This is a genomic window from Rhizobium sp. CF142 (assembly GCF_000281145.1).
In the GTDB taxonomy this organism is placed as follows: domain Bacteria; phylum Pseudomonadota; class Alphaproteobacteria; order Rhizobiales; family Rhizobiaceae; genus Rhizobium.
In genome coordinates this window covers 84001-101540 of record NZ_AJWE01000091.1, presented here as the reverse complement: position 1 = coordinate 101540, position 17540 = coordinate 84001, and the positions used below count along the sequence as shown (strand labels likewise).

Sequence of the window (17540 nt, the reverse complement as noted above, 5' to 3'; positions counted from 1 at the left end):
ATGGTTGAATCTGAAGCCCAGGGGCGACTTCCGGGAATCGCCCCGGTCTCCGTTGTCGATATCGGATCGAACTCCATTCGTCTGGTCGTCTACGAAGGCCTGTCTCGTTCGCCGACCATTCTCTTCAACGAAAAGGTTCTTTGCGGCCTCGGCAAGGGCATAGCCCTGACCGGCAAGATGGATGAAGAAAGCGTCGCCCGGGCCCTTCAGGCCCTTCATCGCTTCAAGGCGCTTTCTGATCAGGCGCGCGCCGCCACAATGTATGTGCTGGCGACGGCTGCAGCGCGAGAGGCGAGCAACGGTCCCGACTTCATCCACCAGGCCGAGACGATCCTGCAGCGGCACGTCCGTATTTTGTCCGGTGAGGAAGAGGCGCGCTTCGCCTCGCTCGGCATCATCAGCGGCTTTTACAATCCCGATGGCATTGCCGGCGATCTTGGCGGCGGTTCTCTGGAGCTGATCGATATCAGGGGCAAGGATGTCAGCGGCGGTATCACCCTGCCGCTTGGCGGTCTGCGCCTGTCCGAATATGCCGGCGGGTCGCTCGCCAAAGCGCGAGCCTTTGCCCGCAAGCAGGTCAAAACTGCCAAGCTTCTCTCCAAGGGGGAAGGGCGCACCTTCTACGCCGTTGGCGGCACCTGGCGAAACATTGCCAAGCTGCATATGGAGATCACCCGTTATCCGCTGCATATGATGCAGGGCTACGAGGTGTCTCTTGAAGGCCTGACGCAGTTCCTGGATCAGGTCGTCACCGCCAAGGATTCCAAGGAGCCGGCTCTGCAGGCCGTTTCCAAGCACCGCCGTTCGCTGCTGCCCTTCGGCGCCATCGCCATGAAGGAAGTGCTGAACGCCATGAAGCCTTCGGTGATCTCCTTCTCCGCGCAGGGTGTGCGCGAAGGCTATCTCTTTTCGCTGCTGTCCGAATCCGAACGCCGCGCGGATCCGTTGCTGGCCGCTGCCAGCGAACTTGCCATCCTGCGTGCCCGTTCGCCGGAACATGCCCGCGAACTGGCCGATTGGACCGGCCGCATGATGCCGTTCTTCGGCGTTCAGGAAACCGATGAAGAAAGCCGCTATCGCCAGGCAGCCTGTCTGCTGGCCGATATCAGCTGGCGCGCGCATCCTGATTATCGCGGCGCTCAGGCGCTGAACGTCATTGCTCACTCCTCCTTCGTCGGCATCAGCCACCCCGGCCGCGCCTTCATCGCCCTGACGAACTACTACCGCTTCGAAGGCCTGCACGACGACGGTTCCACGGCGCCGCTTGCGACGATCGCTGGCCCGGCCTTCATCGAGCGCGCCAAACTGCTCGGCGGCATGCTGCGCGTCGTCTACCTATTCTCGGCCTCCATGCCGGGTATCGTGCGCAACCTGACCTTCCGCAAGGCGTCGTCCCCCGATCTCGATCTGGAATTCGTTGTGCCGCACGAATACCGCGATTTCGCCGGCGAGCGGCTGGATGGCCGCCTGCAGCAATTGTCGAAGCTGACGAACAAGCGGCTGGCGTTCCGGTTCGAATAGACCCTCCAGCGAAGACAGCCGACACAGTTGGCAAACAAAAAGGGCGGCACCTGCGGCGCCGCCCTCCCAATCTGACATCAAACTCGAATTACTTCGCGTTCAGGAACTCGCCAACTTCGAGGATGCTGAACTCGTTGTTGTCAGCCTTGTTGACGGCGCGGCCGGCCGAAAACGGCAGGTTGTTGTCGTTGCCGACGATGATGTGCGTGGCGTCGACGCGGTCGACGTTTTCGATCGTAACGAACGGCATGTTGTAAACGCCAGCGATATCGCCGGCCTTCTTCTTGTTGTCCGGATCCTGGATGTTCAGGAGGTCGATATAGCCGATCTTGCGAACGGCCTTGCCGGCGTTGGCATCATTGAACTCGATCTTGTAGACGCGCTTCAGCTCGGCCGGAGCCTCGAAGCAGTCCGGCTTCGGCTGCTTGGGATCGACGCAAGCCTTGTCCTTCGTGCCGGCGCCGTTGTCGCGTTCGATCACGAGAGCGGTGGTCTCGTCGAGCATGTTGAAGTCGCCGATCGAGGCACCCTTATCTTCGAACGGGTAGAGCCAGCTGCGGCCGGTCCACTTCTTTGAAGCGATGTCGAACTCGATGACGCGGATGGCGGTATGGCCGTCAACCGTTTCCATCTGGCCGTCAGTGTAGATGGCGCCTTCGAGCAGGCCGTAGAGCTTGGAGCCGTCCTTCGACATGGCCAGGCCCTCGAAACCGCCGGAGCGCTTCAGGTTGAAGGCCGGCATCTTGGCAGCCGGGTTGCCCGGCAGCTGGATCAGCGGATTGTCGGGAGACAGGACCGGCTTGCCGTCGAGCGTGGTGGGGATGACGTCGGTCAGGCGGCCTTCGGTGTCGATCTTCAGGAGGTAGGGGCCGAATTCGTCTCCGAGCCAGAAGCCGTCGGCAACCGGCTGTACGGATTCGATGTCGAAGTCAGCGCCGGTCAGATAACGGGTGTCGGAGGCTTCCGTGACGATCGGGAACGGAGCGATCTTGTTCGGGTCGGACAGGAACACGTTCTTGACGACGTCAACCTTGTTGGCGTTCCAGTCGAACTTCAGCTGATGCAGGAACAGCATGGAGTCGGACGAGGTGAACTTCGAGCCGAAGCCGTTGTCGGAGAGCGTCCAGAAGGTGCCGTCGGGCATGGTCTTGATGCCGGAGAAGCCCTGGATCGGCTGGCCATCGAGCGGCAGCTTGACGTCAGTGACGCGGGCGCCGTCCTTGCCGTCAACCGTGCCGAGCTTTTCGGTGCGCTTGCGGTCCGGGGTGGTGAACTTGCCGGAGGTCTTGAGAAAAGCCGGCGCATCGGCCGGAGCCGGGGTCAGCGTGTTGGCAGGCAGGATGGCCTGGCCGGTGAGCTTCGCCGGGAAAAGCTGCTGGTCGGCGGAGGCGGAGCCTGCGACGAGCATGAAAAGTGATACGGAAGCGAAAAGAACGTTCTTCATGATGTCCCCATAGAACGGAGTGCAAAAGCGCCATCCGCTTAGCAGGGCATTCATGTCGCCACATTGACGATTGAGTGAAGCTTTGGTGACGGCCGGATAAAGCCCCGCCTCAACCGCGCCGGAGGGTCGCTGGCTGATTGAGGACGGTCACCGCGCGCGAGGAAAGTGCGATGACATCAAGCCCCTGGCCACGGCCACGCACGGCGTGATTGCCAAGGTTTTCGCCGATAATCTCCTCAGGCAGCGTCATGCGCTGGGCGAGCTCGGCGGAGATCAGCACCGGCCGGTTGAGTGTCCGGCAGAGCGACTCCAGCCGCGAGGTGGTGTTCACCGTATCGCCGAAGAAGCTGATCTTGTGATGATCGACGCCGACTTCGGCGGTGATGACGCTGCCGCCATGAAGGGCGGCCCTCAGTTTCGGCACCTGGCCATAACTCTTCTTCCAGCTTGCGGCATTGGCTTCGATATCGGCGAGGATATCGAAAAGGCAGCGCACGCAGCGTGCATCCTTGACGCCGCGCGCTAAGGGCCAGGTGATGATCGCGGCATCGCCGACATAGTCGTTGATCATGCCCTTGTGGCGTCGCACCGGCTCCGCGAAGGCCGCAAACAGTGAACTCAGAAGCTGTTGCGCGCGCAGGTCCCCATGCTTTTCGGCAAAGGCGGTGGATTCGGCGAGATCGATGAACAGGAAGACCCGCTCTTCCTTCATCGGTCTGCGATAGCGGCTGATCAGCATGCTGATGAAGACCTCGCGCCCCAGTAGTTCACGCACCCTGAGCAGGAAGATCAATGTGGCGCAGACGGCGAGCGCATAGAGGAAGACATCGAACGGCATGATCAGCACGTCGATCATCTTTGGTGGCTTCAGAGCGCCAAGCAATGCGAGAAGGAAACCGGCCGCCGCAAAGCCGATGCTCATCAGGATTTCGTAGATCACGAGTTCGGAGATGATGAAGAGCAGTGTCGGCAATCTCTGAATGCGTCGGTAGAGGCCGCGCAAAAATACCCTGCGCTCGAAGGCGAGAATGGGCATGCCGATGAAGAGCGCGAAGATCGCTCCGATGATGGGCGTCTGGCCGGTAAAGAAGTACAGATCATAGACCACGCCGCTGAGCGCCAGGACGAGCGCAATCAGGATCCAGTTCTGCGTTGGGGATATCTCTCTCATGCCGCCCTTTCGCCGAAGCACTTCATTCGGCTATTGTTTCCCGCGCAGTGCTATGGTCAAGACATTTCGAATTTAAGGCAGGTCGCGCAAAACTGTGCAGTTGGTTTGCGACAACGACATGCGTCAAACAACGATTTGAAGTGCGGCAGGCGGACCTGAAGGCTTTAAGCTGGGAGAGCGACAGTCTCGACCTTGCGGCCGGCAAAGCGCAGGGCGATCTCGCCGCGGATGAGCTGCAGCGCCGGTTCGCCGAAAAGATCGCGCCGCCAGCCATGCATGGCTGCAACCTCGGCCGTTTCGCCCTCAGCCGCAATTCTATCCAGGTCGTCGCTGTTGGCGATTACCTTCGGCGCCACGCCGTGCTTTTCGGAAATCAGCTTGAGCAGCACCTTGAGAAGTTCGACGGCCGCTGCCGCACCCTCCGGCGGCTGCGCCTGTCGCGGCACATGCGGCATTTCGGAGCGTGGCAGCGCCAGCGCGGTGTTGACCGCTTCGAGCACTGCGGCACCCGTGGCCGATCGCTCCCATCCCTTCGGAATCGTGCGCAGGCGGCCGAGCGCTTCGGCGTCCTTCGGCTGCTGCTGGGCAATCTCATAAATCGCATCGTCCTTCAGCACGCGCGAGCGCGGCACATTGCGCGAACGCGCCTCGCGCTCTCGCCAGGCGGCGACATATTTCAGGATCGCCAGCTCCTGCGGCTTGCGCAGGCGCAGCTTCAGCCGCTGCCAGGCATCGTCAGGATGGATATCGTAGGTCTCGCGCGATTCCAGAATGTCCATTTCCTCGCGCAGCCAGGAGGCGCGGCCTTCGCGCTCCAGTTCGGTCTTGAGGTAGAGATAGGCGTCGCGCAGATGGGTGACGTCAGCCAGCGCATATTCGAGCTGCTTGTCGGATAGCGGCCGGCGGCTCCAGTCGGTGAAACGCGAGGACTTATCGATATGAACGTTCTTCGTGCGGCTGATGAGCTGGTCGTAGGAAACACTGTCGCCAAAACCACAGACCATGGCGGCGACCTGCGTATCGAAGATCGGGTGAGGGATCAGGTTGCCGCGATTGAAAATGATTTCAATATCCTGCCGCGCCGCGTGAAACACCTTCAGCACGTTTGGATTGGCCATCAGCTCGAAGAAGGGCGCAAGATCGATGTCTTTCGCCAGAGGATCGACCAGCACCTCTACCGTCGGGCTCGCCATCTGGATCAGGCACAATTCCGGCCAGAAGGTTGTCTCACGCAGGAATTCAGTATCGATGGTAATGAAATCGGACTTGGCCAGCTCTTTGCAGGCGGCCGCCAGATCGGCGGTGGTTTCGATCATATCAATTCATTCGCAAGGAAGAGGTCAGTTAAACCTTCCTTCCCCTTTCGAAGAGATATGTCAATACGGTCAGCGGGCTTCACCTTTATGAAGTCTTATTCGTCAGGATGCAGGTGATGTTTTCTGCGGCTGCTGTGTCGCCGGCGCGATAATCGCGGCACAGTATCAAACAACGCGAAGATAGCTCGTCATGCCCGTCTTCTGGTGCTCGATGATATGGCAATGCAGCATCCAGTCACCGGGATTGTCGGCGACAAAAGCGAGCTGCACCTTCTCGTCCGGCTGGATGAGATAGGTATCGGACACGAGCGGCATCACCTCGCGCGTCGAAGACGAGATGACAGTAAAGCTCATGCCGTGCAGATGGATCGGATGCGCATGCGGTGTGACGTTTTCCAGATTGAAGACGTAGCTCTTGCCGAGTTTCAGTTCGGCAAGCGGTGCGGTCGGATCGGGCGTATCGCCTGGCCACGGTACCTTGTTGATAGCCCAGAAGCTGTAGCCGAGCGTGCCGCAGATGCTTTCGACAGCCGCATTCTCCGCTGTGGCGGAAAGCACAAGTGGTATTGTTTCTGCCGAAGTGAGATCAGCCTTTGACACCGGGTTTTCTGCGAGTGCGCCGAGATCGCCGATATTGCGCTTCAGTGACTGCCCGGTGGCGCGCAAGCTCGCGATGACCTTCGGCGTCGTGCCCCTGATATCTTCAAGCGTCGCGACTACGCCCTCGCTATCAGGCATTCGAACCGCGAGGTCGAGCCTCTGGCCCGGTCCGATCTGCAAGATGTCCAGCGGGAAGCGCTTCGGCACCGGATTGCCGTCGATCGCGATAACAGTCGCATCGGCGGCTTCCATTTTCAGCTGGAAGATGCGGGTCACATCGGTGACGGCGATGCGCAGGCGGATCAGCCCGCCGGCTGGCGCATCATATTTCGGCTCCTGATGCCAGTTCGCCGTGCGTGTCGTTCCGTACGTGCCGGCCTTGGCCGCATCGCGCGGCCGGAAGGGGGCGATGAACTGCCCGTCGCCGCCAAGCCGCCAGTCGCGCAGGTTGAGCACGACCTCCGCATCGAAGAACGGATCATCAGGATCTTCCACTACAAGCACGCCCGTCATGCCGTGACCCATCTGGGTCAGCGTGTTGCAGTGGGGGTGATACCAGAAGGTGCCGGCATCCGGCGGCGTGAAGAGATAGTCGAAGCTGTCATTGGTATAGACGTAGGGCTGCGTCATGAAGGGCACCCCGTCCATCTTGTTGTCGATGCGCAGCCCATGCCAGTGGATCGTCGTCGGCTCGTCGAGGCTGTTGCTTAGCCGTGCCGCATAGGGTTTTCCCCGTGGCATCCGCAGCACCGGCGGCAGGCCGTCATCGCCCCATGTCATGATGTCCCGGGTCGGCGCGGCGTCGATGATCTGCGCCGCGGTCTTGCGTGCCGTCAGCACACGCGGCTCCGGGGCGGCCTCCGCCAGCCCGAACCGCCCTGCGATCGCCATGCCCGCGCCATAGGCGCCGGCGACGGCGGAAGCCTTGAGCAGGTTGCGGCGTGTGAGGAGGGGCATCGGCAGGTTCCATCTTGATGATGCCTCCTTTTAAAGTTGACCGTCGTCTTCAGCAATATGCCGCCTTCGGCCAAACTGCCGCAGCGAGCGCGCCCCAACTCCCCAGGAAACGAGGGGGCAAACAGCCTGTCGGCTGCGCCAAGCCTTGACAAATCAGAGCGTCCATGCGCTTTTCCGCCCGATTTTCTTGTCGGCGCTGCAGGTCTTCGGCCATGCCGCCGTCTTAAGCCAAATGCCAGGATTTGAGATCATGCACCGCTACCGCAGCCACACATGTGCCGCTCTTCGCAAGTCGGACGTCGGCTCGACTGTCCGTATTTCCGGCTGGGTCCATCGTGTCCGAGATCATGGCGGCGTGCTGTTCATCGACCTTCGCGACCATTACGGCACGACGCAGATCGTTGCCGACCCGGATTCGCCTGCCTTCAAGCAGGCCGAGACCGTTCGCGGCGAATGGGTCATCCGTGTCGACGGTCTCGTCAAGGCACGTACAGACGACACCGTCAACAAGAACATGCCGACCGGCGAGATCGAGCTTTATGCGCAGGAGATCGAAGTTCTCTCCGCCGCCAAGGAACTGCCGCTGCCGGTCTTCGGCGAGCCGGACTATCCGGAAGACGTTCGCCTGAAATACCGCTTCCTCGACCTGCGCCGTGAAACGCTGCACAAGAACATCGTCAAGCGCACGCAGGTGATCTCCGCCATGCGCCGCGAAATGGGTAATGTCGGCTTCACCGAATATACGACGCCGATCCTGACGGCATCCTCGCCGGAAGGCGCGCGCGACTTCCTCGTGCCGAGCCGTATTCATCCCGGCACTTTCTACGCGCTGCCGCAGGCTCCGCAGCAGTACAAACAGCTGCTGATGGTCGCCGGCTTCGACCGCTACTTCCAGATTGCGCCCTGCTTCCGCGACGAAGACCCGCGTGCCGACCGCCTGCCGGGCGAATTCTACCAGCTCGACCTCGAAATGAGCTTCGTGACCCAGGAAGACGTCTGGAACACGATGGGTCCGCTGATGACCGGCATTTTCGAGGAATTTGCCGAAGGCAAGCCGGTCACCAAGGAATGGCCGCGCATTCCCTATGACGAAGCGATCCGCAAATATGGTTCCGACAAGCCGGACCTGCGCAACCCGATCGTCATGGAAGCCGTGACAGACCATTTCGCCGGCTCCGGCTTCAAGGTCTTCGCCAACATGATCGCTTCGAACCCGAAGGTTCAGGTCTGGGCTATCCCGGCCAAGACCGGCGGTTCCCGCGCCTTCTGCGACCGTATGAACGCCTGGGCGCAGTCGACCGGCCAGCCAGGCCTCGGCTATATCTTCTGGCGCAAGGAAGGCGAAAAGCTCGAGGGCGCAGGTCCCCTTGCCAAGAACATCGGCGAGGAGCGGACCGACGCGATCCGCACGCAGCTCGGCCTTGGTGACGGCGACGCCTGCTTCTTCGTTGCAGGCGATCCCGCCAAGTTCTACAAGTTCGCCGGTGAAGCGCGCACCAAGGCGGGTGAGGAACTGAACCTTGTCGACCGCGACCGCTTCGAACTGTGCTGGATCGTCGACTTCCCGTTCTTCGAATGGAACGAAGAAGAAAAGAAGGTCGACTTCGCCCACAACCCGTTCTCGATGCCGCAGGGCGGTCTCGATGCGCTGACCAATCAGGATCCGTTGACGATCAAGGCCTTCCAATACGACGCCGTCTGCAACGGCTTCGAAATCGCCTCGGGCTCGATCCGTAACCAGTCGCCGGAAACCATGGTCGCCGCCTTCGAAAAGGTGGGCCTGAGCCAGCAGGACGTCGAGGATCGTTTCGGCGGTCTCTACCGTGCCTTCCAGTACGGCGCGCCTCCGCATGGTGGTGCTGCCTTCGGTATCGACCGTATCGTCATGCTGCTCGTCGGCGCCAAGAACCTGCGCGAAATCTCGCTCTTCCCGATGAACCAGCAGGCTCAGGACCTCTTGATGGGTGCGCCGACCCCGGCAACGCCCACCCAGCTGCGCGAACTGGCGATCCGCCCGATTCCGCCGCAAAAGAAAGACTGAGGCGCAAGCTCTTCAACAAAAAAGCCCGGCGAGATCATCGCCGGGCTTTTTTGTTGGATCCAGAACAGGCTCAATCGTTCGCCGAAACCTTCACGCCGAGCATCTGCGGCACCGTGTTGGGTGCACCCATGGCAGCGCCGACAATCATCGGGAAGGCGACCGGCTTGTCCGGCGTGGCCTTGACGGTCAGGCTCTTCGGATTGTCGAGGAAAGTGCTGACGGCAGCCGAAATCGCATTCTGCAGTTCCGGAATATTGAGCTGCGCCAGCATAATCGGCGTCATGGCCTTCAGCGAATCCGCCATCTGCTGGCCCGAAACATTCTGCTTCGAACCGGCATAGTCCAGCGCGCGCTTGGTAATCGAGGCATCCTCGAAGCGAATCTGGGCGGAATCGAATGTCAGCTGCTGGGCAAGGCCGAGCATGGCAAGGCCAAGCGCCTGCTGTGCTTCTTCCTTGTTCGGGTTGGCTTCCGACTGCTTGACCGCGTCCTGCATCGACTTCATGAAGGCTAGCGTGTAGCCGGAGATTTTGAAGCCGAGGTTCAGCTTGCCGACATTGGTGATGTCGAAGGAAACCTCGGAGAGATCGATCGTGCCGGGTTCGATATCCCAGGCGCCCTTCATGGTAATGTCACCCTGGAGGTGCTGAAGCGCCAGCTTTTCGATCGCTTCCTTGCTGTCCGGAGTGTCTCCGGCCTGGCTGAGATCGGCCTTCATGCTCTTGAAAGCGCCGTCAAAATCGAAGCCGGATTCATCTTCGCGCAGCGTTGCGTTCATGTCGCTTTGGAGCACCGAGAAGACCTCCGCACCATCCTTGACGATCTTGATCGCACCGGTATGGGCGCTTTCGGCGAAGAACATGGAGTCAATAGTGTCGCCGGGCTGGGCGGGAACGGAGATACCGCCGAGCGTCAGCTCCTGGGCGCTCACGGTCACGCCGTCCTTGGACGAGTTGATGTCGGGGAAGGCGGCCTCTTCGATATAGTAGCTGCCGTCATCCTGCTCTTCCACGCCGGAGAGGGTGACCTCGCCGATGGAGACCGGTTCGCCGCCAGCCGGCTTGATGCTGAGGTTCTTGAGCGTGACGGTCGTGCCGTCGATATCGACGCTATCCGCGGCGACAATCATCCCGCCCTGCTGGCTGTAGGCGGCATTGATCTTCTTCAGTAGGTCCTGGCCGTCGAGAGCGAATGCGGAGCCGGCGAACGAAAGAAGGGCTGCGCTCGACAGCATCAGCCGCGTTGTGCGGTAAAAGGTCATGAGAAAGTCCCCTGGTGGTGTGTGCCGTTGAATATTGCAATGAAGCGACTGCGAAACGGTCCGGCTTTATATTTTGCAGACCCCTAAATTTCTGTTGAAGGGCTCGGCAAACAAAGTCCAAATTCGGGCGATACTTTTCCCATCTTTCATGTCAGCAGAAAGACGTCATCCACAGCCGGAATGCCCGGATTCCTTGCCCCACAGGCACTTCTGAGTTAGTCAAGGTTCCATGGGACAAGAGATTTTACCGCCTTCTGGCGGAGACGGCGACAATATTCAACCGGTCGACCTGAAGGCGGCGCTCGAAGAGCGCTATCTTCGCTATGCGCTGTCGACCATCATGCACCGCGCGCTGCCTGACGTGCGCGATGGCCTGAAGCCGGTTCATCGCCGCATCGTCTATGCGATGCACGACATGGGCCTGCGGCCGACTGCGGCCTTCAGGAAATGCGCCAAGATCGTCGGCGAAGTGATGGGTAACTATCACCCGCACGGCGACCAGTCGATCTATGACGCGCTGGCGCGCCTGGCGCAGGACTTTTCACAACGCTACACGCTGGTGAACGGGCAGGGCAACTTCGGCAATATCGACGGCGACAGTCCCGCCGCCATGCGATACACCGAATCGAAGATGACCGCGGTTTCCGAGCTGCTGCTAGAAGGCATCGATCAGGATGCCGTCGATTTCCGCGACACCTACGACGAATCCAATTCCGAGCCGATCGTTCTTCCCGGCGCCTTCCCGAACCTTCTGGCGAACGGTTCCTCGGGCATCGCAGTCGGCATGGCGACGTCCATTCCTTCGCACAACGTGCATGAGGTCTGCGACGCCGCGCTGCATCTGATCAAGCATCCCGATGCCACCATCGAGAAGCTCGTCGAATTCATTCCCGGCCCGGATTTCCCGACCGGCGGCATCATCATCGACAACAAAGAAAGCATCATCGAGAGCTACCGCACCGGCCGCGGCGGTTTTCGCGTGCGTGCGAAATGGGAGACGGAAGATCTCGGCCGCGGCGGCTACCAGATCGTCATCACCGAAATTCCCTTCCAGGTGCAGAAGTCGCGGTTGATCGAAAAGATCGCCGAACTGCTGATCGCCCGCAAGCTGCCGCTGCTGGAAGACATAAGGGATGAGTCGGCCGAGGACATCCGCGTCGTCCTGGTGCCGAAGAGCCGCACCGTCGATCCGACCATCCTCATGGAATCGATGTTCAAGCTGACGGAGCTGGAAAGCCGCTTCCCGCTGAACATGAACGTCCTGTCGATGGGCGTGATCCCACGCGTCATGGCACTGAACGAGGTGCTGAAGGAGTGGCTGGAGCACCGCCGCGAGGTCCTGCAGCGCCGCTCGCGCTTCCGTCTGGCGGCCATCGACAAGCGGCTCGAAATCCTCGGCGGTTTGCTGATTGCCTACCTCAACATCGATGAGGTGATCCGCATCATCCGCGAGGAAGATGAGCCGAAGCCCGTCATGATGGCGCGCTGGGACCTGACGGACAACCAGGTCGAGGCGATCCTCAATATGCGGTTGCGCGCCCTGCGCAAGCTCGAAGAATTCGAGATCCGCAAGGAACACGACGAACTCACCAGGGAAAAGGCCGATATCGAAGCGCTGCTCGCGTCCGACGAAAAGCAGTGGCAGACGGTTGCCTGGGAAATCGGCGAGGTGAAGAAGAAATTCGCCAAGGCCACCGAGGTCGGCCGTCGCCGCACGCAATTCGCCGAAGCGCCTGACGCAGACGAGGAAGCCATCCAGCACGCGATGATCGAGAAGGAACCGATCACCGTCGTCGTCTCGGATAAGGGCTGGATTCGCGCTCTGAAGGGTCACATCTCCGATACTTCGGCGCTGACCTTCAAGGAAGGCGACGGCCTGAAGGTGGCCTTCCCGGCGCAGACGACGGACAAGATCCTGATCGTCACGACCGGCGGCAAGGTCTTCACGCTCGGTGGCGACAAGCTGCCCGGCGGCCGCGGCCACGGCGAGCCGCTGCGCATCATGATCGACATGGAAAACGATCAGGACGTGCTGACCGCCTTCGTCCACGATGCTGCGCGCAAGATGCTGATCGTCTCCACGGAAGGAAATGGTTTCGTGGTTCCGGAAACGGAAATGGTCGCCAATACCCGCAAGGGCAAGCAGATCATGAACGTCTCCATGCCGCACGAGACCAAGCTTCTCGTTCCCGTCACCGGCGATCATGTTGCCGTCGTCGGCGAGAACCGCAAGATGCTGGTCTTCCCGCTCAGCCAAGTGCCGGAAATGACGCGTGGCAAGGGCGTACGCATGCAGCGCTACAAGGATGGCGGCATTTCCGACGTTCGCTGCTTTGCCATCGCCGATGGCCTGAGCTGGGAAGACAGCGCTGGCCGCACCTTCACGAAGAACAAGGACGAGCTTGCCGAATGGCTGGCCGACCGCGCCACCGCCGGCCGCACCGTGCCGAAGGGCTTCCCGCGCAGCGGTAAATTCGCCGGCTGATCCGGGAATTTTGAGGCTCCGCCCTTGGCGGGCGGAGCAATTCCTCTATCTCAGTCCTGTCACCAAAAAGAAGGGCCAACAAGAAGGGCAGTGTCGTTCCGTGGGCGGGCGGGATGGCAATAAGCCGTGCGCTTGGGAGCGCGCGCGAACAATGGAGGCCCCAACAACGGAGGCCCACCAACGGAGGAACGCCGATGTCTACCGCCAATACCATCAAACTGCATGTCTCCCACAGCTACAGGGCGCCGCCCGCCACGATTTATGATGCCTGGCTCAATCCCGAAATCGCCCGCCGCTTTTTATTCGCGACCGACGACGGCCATGTCATCCGCGCCGATATCGAGCCGCGCGTTGGTGGCCGCTTCATCATCGTCGACCGCCGCCCGACCGGCGACGCCTTTCATCACGGCGTATTCCTGGAATTGAAACGCCCCAGACACATCGTTTTCTGCTTTTCGGTCGAGGAGCATGACCACAATTGCGATCGGGTCGAAATCGATATCGAACCGCTCGGCAGCGGCAGCCGCCTCACCCTCACGCATGAAATGTGCGCGGAATGGGCGGAATACGAGGAAAAGACCCGCCAGGGCTGGACGCATATTGTCGAAGGGCTGGATCGGGAACTGGAGCTTTCCGCCGGTTCGAAACGATCGAATCCCGAAGCAGGCCAGTCCGCCGGCGCTATGGCATGAGCAGGATCGTGTGATCGTGTAGGAAGCGCGTCGCGCCGTCCTCGTCGATTTCGCCCGTGGCGATCCCCATGGCGAAGGTGTAGAGGAGCGCATCGGAGGTTTCTATCGAATGACCGTGCCGAAGCAGAAAAACGCCGCAGCTGACAATGGCGATCCGTTTATTTCCGTCAAGAAAGGCGTGATTGCGTCCTAGTCCGAAGAGATATGCGGCCGCCAGTTCGATGACGTCGTCACACCCGTAGTTTGCCTTGTTGATCGGGCATCCGAGTGCGGATTCCAGCGAACCTTCATCCCGAAGGCCGGCGAGGCCGCCGAAGCGTTCGATCTGCATCGCATGCATCTGCTCGACAAGTCGCCGGCTCAGAAACTTAAAAGCCATTATTCTGCAAGCTTCTTGAGAGCGACCTTATATTTTTCCATGAACAGACGGGCTGCATTTAGCTCTTCTGAAATATCTTCATCAACGGGCGTGAGGTAGAGCGTCCCGCCCTCGGTCTGAAGCTCAAGGGAATCCCCAGCCTTCAGGCCGAAACGGTCCAGAACCTCCTTCGGAATGATGACCCCTTCCGAATTGCCGATTTTGCGGATGGTGACGTTCATAGCCGCTTCCCGTAATAACAGAGTTATAACAGAAGATAGGTCATAATCACTCGCCGATCAAGCGGGCTGAACGCTCTTGCCTTTCGCCATCCAGACGGAATGGGCGGCAATCGCCGCAACCAGTATCGCACCACCGACGAGCGTCATGGTGGCGGGTGTTTCAGCGAAGATTAGCCAGACCCAGATCGGCGCAAGCACCGTTTCCAGCAGGTAGAACATGCCGACCTCGGGCGCGGAGAGGTAGCGCGGTCCCGTTGCGAGGCACCAGAAGGCGACCGGCATCATGATGGCGCCGTTGAAGACGATCCAGACGGGATGAGTGATTGAGAGTCCTGAAGGCAGGACCTGCGCCAGGCCGAGTGCCGCTGGCAAGATTGCCGCAAGCAGCGGAACGAAACCCATCTCTCGGCGCGAGGCCCGTCCGACAGTGATGGCGGCGGCAAGCACCAGCGCGCTCAAAAGTGCCATGGCGTCGCCAAAGGCGTGGCCGCTCGAAAGTCCCTCGCGTACGATCAGCCCGACGCCGAAGAACATGAACAGCATGGTGATCAAAGTTACCGGCTGCGGCTTCTCCTTGAGAAACAGCCAGGACAGCAGCGCCCCGAACATCGGATTGAAGGCGACGATGAAAACGACATTGGCGGTGGCCGTGTTGAAGACTGCCAATACGAAGGTCACGGAAGAGAGGCAGTAGAGCAACCCGGCCAGCAGACCGGGGCGACCCGGAACGAGCAGTGGCCACCTGCCGGAGAAAAGGCGCATCGCAATCAGGATGACGAACGTGGCAAGAACCGTCGCCACGCTCCGCGCGGTGAGGATCGACCAGATCTCGCCATCGGCAAGGCGAACGAGCGGAATGTCCATGGAAAGCGCCAGCCCGCCGACTGCTGTCAGCAGCAGGCCTTTCCGATGATCGGAAAGGTGGGGAAGGGGCATCAGTCCTGCGGGTCGTCCTGGAGGGAAGAGGGGTCGAAGCGTTCCCAGCCGCGCGGCGTCAGATGTTCCTGCGGCTGGAAGCGTGTCTTGTAATCCATCTTCCGTGAACCTTGAACCCAGTAGCCGAGATAGACATGCGGCAGGCCGAGCGCTCTCGTGCGGCGCACATGATCGAGGATCATGAAGGTGCCGAGCGAACGGCGGTCGAGATCGGGATTGAAGTAGGAATAGACCATGGAGAGACCGTCGTTCATCGTGTCGGTCAGCGCGGCGGCGAGCAACTCGCCCTTCGGCCGCGTTTCCAGCCCGGAGCCTTCCTCGCGCCGGCGGTATTCGATGATCTTGGTGTTCACATGCGTGTCTTCCACCATGATCGCATAATCGAGCACGGTCATGTCGGACATGCCGCCCTGCTGGTGACGATAGTCGAGGTAACGGCGGAAGAGGGAATATTGCTCGCTTGACGGCTGGGCCGGAAATTCCGTGGCGATGATATCGGAATTGCTCGCCATCACCCGCTTCATCGATTTGGTGGGTTCGAATTCCTGCGTCAGGATGCGCACGGACACACAGGCGCGACAGGCCTCGCAGGCGGGACGGTAGGCGATGTTCTGCGAACGGCGGAAGCCACCCTGGGTCAGGATATCGTTCATCTCCGCCGCCCGGGGGCCGACGAGATGGGTGAAGACCTTACGCTCCATCTCATGCGGCAGATACGGACAGGTAGCCGGAGCCGTCAGATAAAACTGAGGGGATGGCGTGGTCTGCGTATTCATCTCTTGCGGAGATTTCCTTTCGGGGCGCCTGTCATTTCTGACAGCATGACGCAAGAATAAAAAACGTCAACAGCACGGCATTCAGTGCCGCGCAATCGAATATTCGATTTCTTGGATATGGCGTCCTTTTGTGGCCGGCAAAGGGCGGGCGGAGACTTTATTTCGTCCCCGCCGGGAGGAGAATCAGCTGGTGCGGATCGTTGCCGTGCCGACGAGGAAATCGTGCAGCAGGCGCGAGCGTTCCGTGAAGAGGCCGACCAGCAGAATCAGCGGCGTCAGCACCGAGTTCAGGATCCAGAACAGCGCCAGATGCGCAATCGCCATGAAGAAGTCCATTGGCCGTCCGTCGACACGCACGATCGCGATGCCCATCGCGCGCATGCCCAGCGAGGCCTGCGAGGGGCCGCCGACGGTCATGCCGAAATAGAGGCCGGCGACGATGACGAACAGCGCCGGATAAAGAATGAAGCCGAGCCCGAGAGTCACGATTCCCAGGAAGAACACCACGATCGCCGCTGGAATGCAGAGCAGGGCGACGATGACATAGTCGAGGATGAATGCGAAGACGCGACGGCTGAGCACACCACTATAGGCGCGCCAGTCCTCCGGTGCGGCATAAAGCGGATTGGGGTTGTAGCTCATCCATATCTCCCTTCGAAAGACGATGCCGCTGATATGGTATCGTCAGGGGGAAATACAATAATTCGCCAGAAAATCACCTTTTTGCGAGGATTTTCGCCACTTCCGGCGCAAAATAGGTGAGGATGCCGTCGCAGCCTGCGCGCTTGAAGGCAAGCAGCGTCTCCATCATGATCCGCTCGCCATCGATCCAGCCGTTCATCGCCGCAGCCTTGATCTGCGAATATTCGCCTGAGACCTGATAGGCGAAGGTCGGCAGGCCGAAGGCCTCCTTCACGCGCCAGCAGATATCGAGATAGGCAAGCCCCGGCTTGACCATCAGCATGTCTGCGCCTTCCTCGACATCGAGGGCGGCATCGCGGATGGCTTCGGTGCCGTTTGCCGGATTGATGTAATAGCTGTTCTTGTCGCCCTTCAACAGGCCCTTGGTGTTGATCGCTTCGCGATAGGGACCGTAAAAGCCGGAGGAGAATTTCGTGGCATAGGACATGATGCCGACGCTCTGGTGTCCGGCGGCATCGAGCCCGCGGCGGATCGCGCCGATGCGCCCGTCCATCATCTCGGAAGGGGCGATGATATCGGCGCCGGCATCGGCCTGCAGGATCGCCGCCTTGACCACCTGGTCGACCGTTTCGTCATTGACGATCTCGCCATCGCGCAGGATGCCGTCATGCCCGTGACTGGTGAAGGGGTCGAGCGCCACATCGGTAATAATGCCGATATTGGGTACCGCCTTTTTGATGGCGGCCGTCGTCTGATTGATGAGGTTATTGGCAACCAGGCTGTTGGAGCCCGTTTCGTCGCGCAATTCCATCTCGATGTCGGGGAAAGTGGCAAGCGCCGGGATGCCGAGATCGGCAGCTTCCTTCGCCGCTTCGACCGCCTTGTCGACGCTCATGCGGTTCACGCCCGGCATGGCGGCGATCGGATCGACGATGCCGGTCCCCGGAACGATGAAGATCGGCCAGATCAGATCGTCAACCGTCAGGCGGTTTTCCTGCACCAGCCGGCGCGTCCAGTCCGCCTTGCGGTTGCGCCGCATACGGCGGTGACCGGTGATTTCATCGACGAGATGCGTCTTGTCCTGCATGATATCTGTCC

At 60.4% G+C, this 17540-nt stretch carries 15 protein-coding genes; 4 read left to right on the top strand and 11 right to left on the bottom strand.

Features of this window, described 5'->3' with window-relative positions; translation table 11 throughout:
• Positions 1-1521: an exopolyphosphatase gene (gene ppx / locus PMI11_RS18755; protein ID WP_007820021.1), complete on the top strand. Its 1521-nt coding sequence runs from the start codon at positions 1-3 to the stop codon at positions 1519-1521.
• Between the two features lie 88 nt (positions 1522-1609).
• Here ppx and PMI11_RS18750 read toward each other — a convergent pair whose 3' ends face one another.
• From PMI11_RS18750 to PMI11_RS18735, 4 genes are all read right to left on the bottom strand, one after another.
• Positions 1610-2965 carry an esterase-like activity of phytase family protein gene (locus PMI11_RS18750; RefSeq protein WP_037071670.1) on the bottom strand — a complete coding sequence of 452 codons (1356 nt, stop codon included), beginning with the start codon at positions 2963-2965 and terminating at the stop codon, positions 1610-1612.
• Positions 2966-3074: 109 nt separating this feature from the next.
• Positions 3075-4136, bottom strand: a complete 1062-nt coding sequence (locus tag PMI11_RS18745) for an adenylate/guanylate cyclase domain-containing protein (protein ID WP_007820017.1) — start codon at positions 4134-4136, stop codon at positions 3075-3077.
• 164 nt (positions 4137-4300) lie between these two features.
• A complete protein-coding gene (rnd, locus tag PMI11_RS18740; protein WP_007820015.1) occupies positions 4301-5452 on the bottom strand; it encodes a ribonuclease D in 1152 nt (383 codons plus the stop codon).
• 165 nt (positions 5453-5617) lie between these two features.
• Positions 5618-7009: a multicopper oxidase family protein gene (locus PMI11_RS18735; protein ID WP_007820014.1), complete on the bottom strand. Its 1392-nt coding sequence runs from the start codon at positions 7007-7009 to the stop codon at positions 5618-5620.
• A gap of 250 nt (positions 7010-7259) precedes the next feature.
• Between PMI11_RS18735 and aspS the strand changes: the two genes are divergently transcribed.
• The gene (aspS, locus tag PMI11_RS18730) at positions 7260-9050 is read left to right on the top strand and encodes an aspartate--tRNA ligase (protein ID WP_007820013.1); all 1791 of its coding nucleotides are present in this window, start codon (positions 7260-7262) and stop codon (positions 9048-9050) included.
• Between the two features lie 70 nt (positions 9051-9120).
• Here aspS and PMI11_RS18725 read toward each other — a convergent pair whose 3' ends face one another.
• Positions 9121-10311, bottom strand: coding sequence for a hypothetical protein (locus tag PMI11_RS18725; protein ID WP_007820012.1), 1191 nt, complete (start codon positions 10309-10311; stop codon positions 9121-9123).
• 229 nt (positions 10312-10540) lie between these two features.
• Here PMI11_RS18725 and parC point away from each other — a divergent pair, with 229 nt between their 5' ends.
• Entirely contained in the window at positions 10541-12796 is a 2256-nt protein-coding gene (gene parC / locus PMI11_RS18720; RefSeq protein WP_007820011.1) for a DNA topoisomerase IV subunit A, read from the top strand.
• Positions 12797-12990: 194 nt separating this feature from the next.
• Positions 12991-13488: an SRPBCC family protein gene (locus PMI11_RS18715; protein ID WP_007820009.1), complete on the top strand. Its 498-nt coding sequence runs from the start codon at positions 12991-12993 to the stop codon at positions 13486-13488.
• Here PMI11_RS18715 and PMI11_RS18710 read toward each other — a convergent pair.
• From PMI11_RS18710 to hemB, 6 genes are all read right to left on the bottom strand, one after another.
• The gene (locus PMI11_RS18710) at positions 13478-13867 is read right to left on the bottom strand and encodes a type II toxin-antitoxin system death-on-curing family toxin (protein WP_007820008.1); all 390 of its coding nucleotides are present in this window, start codon (positions 13865-13867) and stop codon (positions 13478-13480) included. The genes PMI11_RS18715 and PMI11_RS18710 overlap by 11 nt on opposite strands.
• A complete protein-coding gene (locus PMI11_RS18705; protein ID WP_007820007.1) occupies positions 13867-14088 on the bottom strand; it encodes an AbrB/MazE/SpoVT family DNA-binding domain-containing protein in 222 nt (73 codons plus the stop codon). Before PMI11_RS18705 ends, PMI11_RS18710 begins: the two co-directional genes overlap by 1 nt.
• Positions 14089-14145: 57 nt before the next feature.
• Positions 14146-15024: a DMT family transporter gene (locus PMI11_RS18700; RefSeq protein WP_007820005.1), complete on the bottom strand. Its 879-nt coding sequence runs from the start codon at positions 15022-15024 to the stop codon at positions 14146-14148.
• Positions 15024-15800: an arginyltransferase gene (locus PMI11_RS18695; RefSeq protein ID WP_007820003.1), complete on the bottom strand. Its 777-nt coding sequence runs from the start codon at positions 15798-15800 to the stop codon at positions 15024-15026. The genes PMI11_RS18700 and PMI11_RS18695 overlap by 1 nt, the downstream gene beginning before the upstream one ends.
• Before the next feature lie 183 nt (positions 15801-15983).
• Complete coding sequence (locus tag PMI11_RS18690) at positions 15984-16442, bottom strand: RDD family protein (RefSeq protein WP_007820001.1); 459 nt, start codon at positions 16440-16442, stop codon at positions 15984-15986.
• A 73-nt stretch (positions 16443-16515) separates the two neighbouring features.
• Positions 16516-17529, bottom strand: a complete 1014-nt coding sequence (hemB, locus tag PMI11_RS18685) for a porphobilinogen synthase (protein WP_007819999.1) — start codon at positions 17527-17529, stop codon at positions 16516-16518.
• Between the last annotated feature and the right edge of the window lie 11 nt (positions 17530-17540).

What these genes read in the sequence shown, in the direction of transcription:
- PMI11_RS18700 (WP_007820005.1), bottom strand. Translation starts at nt 15,024, where the DNA reads ATGCCCCTTCCCCACCTTTCCGATCATCGGAAAGGCCTGCTGCTGACA.
- PMI11_RS18710 (WP_007820008.1), bottom strand. Translation starts at nt 13,867, where the DNA reads ATGGCTTTTAAGTTTCTGAGCCGGCGACTTGTCGAGCAGATGCATGCG.
- ppx (WP_007820021.1), top strand. Translation starts at nt 1, where the DNA reads ATGGTTGAATCTGAAGCCCAGGGGCGACTTCCGGGAATCGCCCCGGTC.
- PMI11_RS18725 (WP_007820012.1), bottom strand. Translation starts at nt 10,311, where the DNA reads ATGACCTTTTACCGCACAACGCGGCTGATGCTGTCGAGCGCAGCCCTT.
- PMI11_RS18745 (WP_007820017.1), bottom strand. Translation starts at nt 4,136, where the DNA reads ATGAGAGAGATATCCCCAACGCAGAACTGGATCCTGATTGCGCTCGTC.
- PMI11_RS18695 (WP_007820003.1), bottom strand. Translation starts at nt 15,800, where the DNA reads ATGAATACGCAGACCACGCCATCCCCTCAGTTTTATCTGACGGCTCCG.
- hemB (WP_007819999.1), bottom strand. Translation starts at nt 17,529, where the DNA reads ATGCAGGACAAGACGCATCTCGTCGATGAAATCACCGGTCACCGCCGT.
- PMI11_RS18750 (WP_037071670.1), bottom strand. Translation starts at nt 2,965, where the DNA reads ATGAAGAACGTTCTTTTCGCTTCCGTATCACTTTTCATGCTCGTCGCA.
- aspS (WP_007820013.1), top strand. Translation starts at nt 7,260, where the DNA reads ATGCACCGCTACCGCAGCCACACATGTGCCGCTCTTCGCAAGTCGGAC.
- PMI11_RS18690 (WP_007820001.1), bottom strand. Translation starts at nt 16,442, where the DNA reads ATGAGCTACAACCCCAATCCGCTTTATGCCGCACCGGAGGACTGGCGC.
- PMI11_RS18715 (WP_007820009.1), top strand. Translation starts at nt 12,991, where the DNA reads ATGTCTACCGCCAATACCATCAAACTGCATGTCTCCCACAGCTACAGG.
- PMI11_RS18735 (WP_007820014.1), bottom strand. Translation starts at nt 7,009, where the DNA reads ATGCCCCTCCTCACACGCCGCAACCTGCTCAAGGCTTCCGCCGTCGCC.
- PMI11_RS18705 (WP_007820007.1), bottom strand. Translation starts at nt 14,088, where the DNA reads ATGAACGTCACCATCCGCAAAATCGGCAATTCGGAAGGGGTCATCATT.
- parC (WP_007820011.1), top strand. Translation starts at nt 10,541, where the DNA reads ATGGGACAAGAGATTTTACCGCCTTCTGGCGGAGACGGCGACAATATT.
- rnd (WP_007820015.1), bottom strand. Translation starts at nt 5,452, where the DNA reads ATGATCGAAACCACCGCCGATCTGGCGGCCGCCTGCAAAGAGCTGGCC.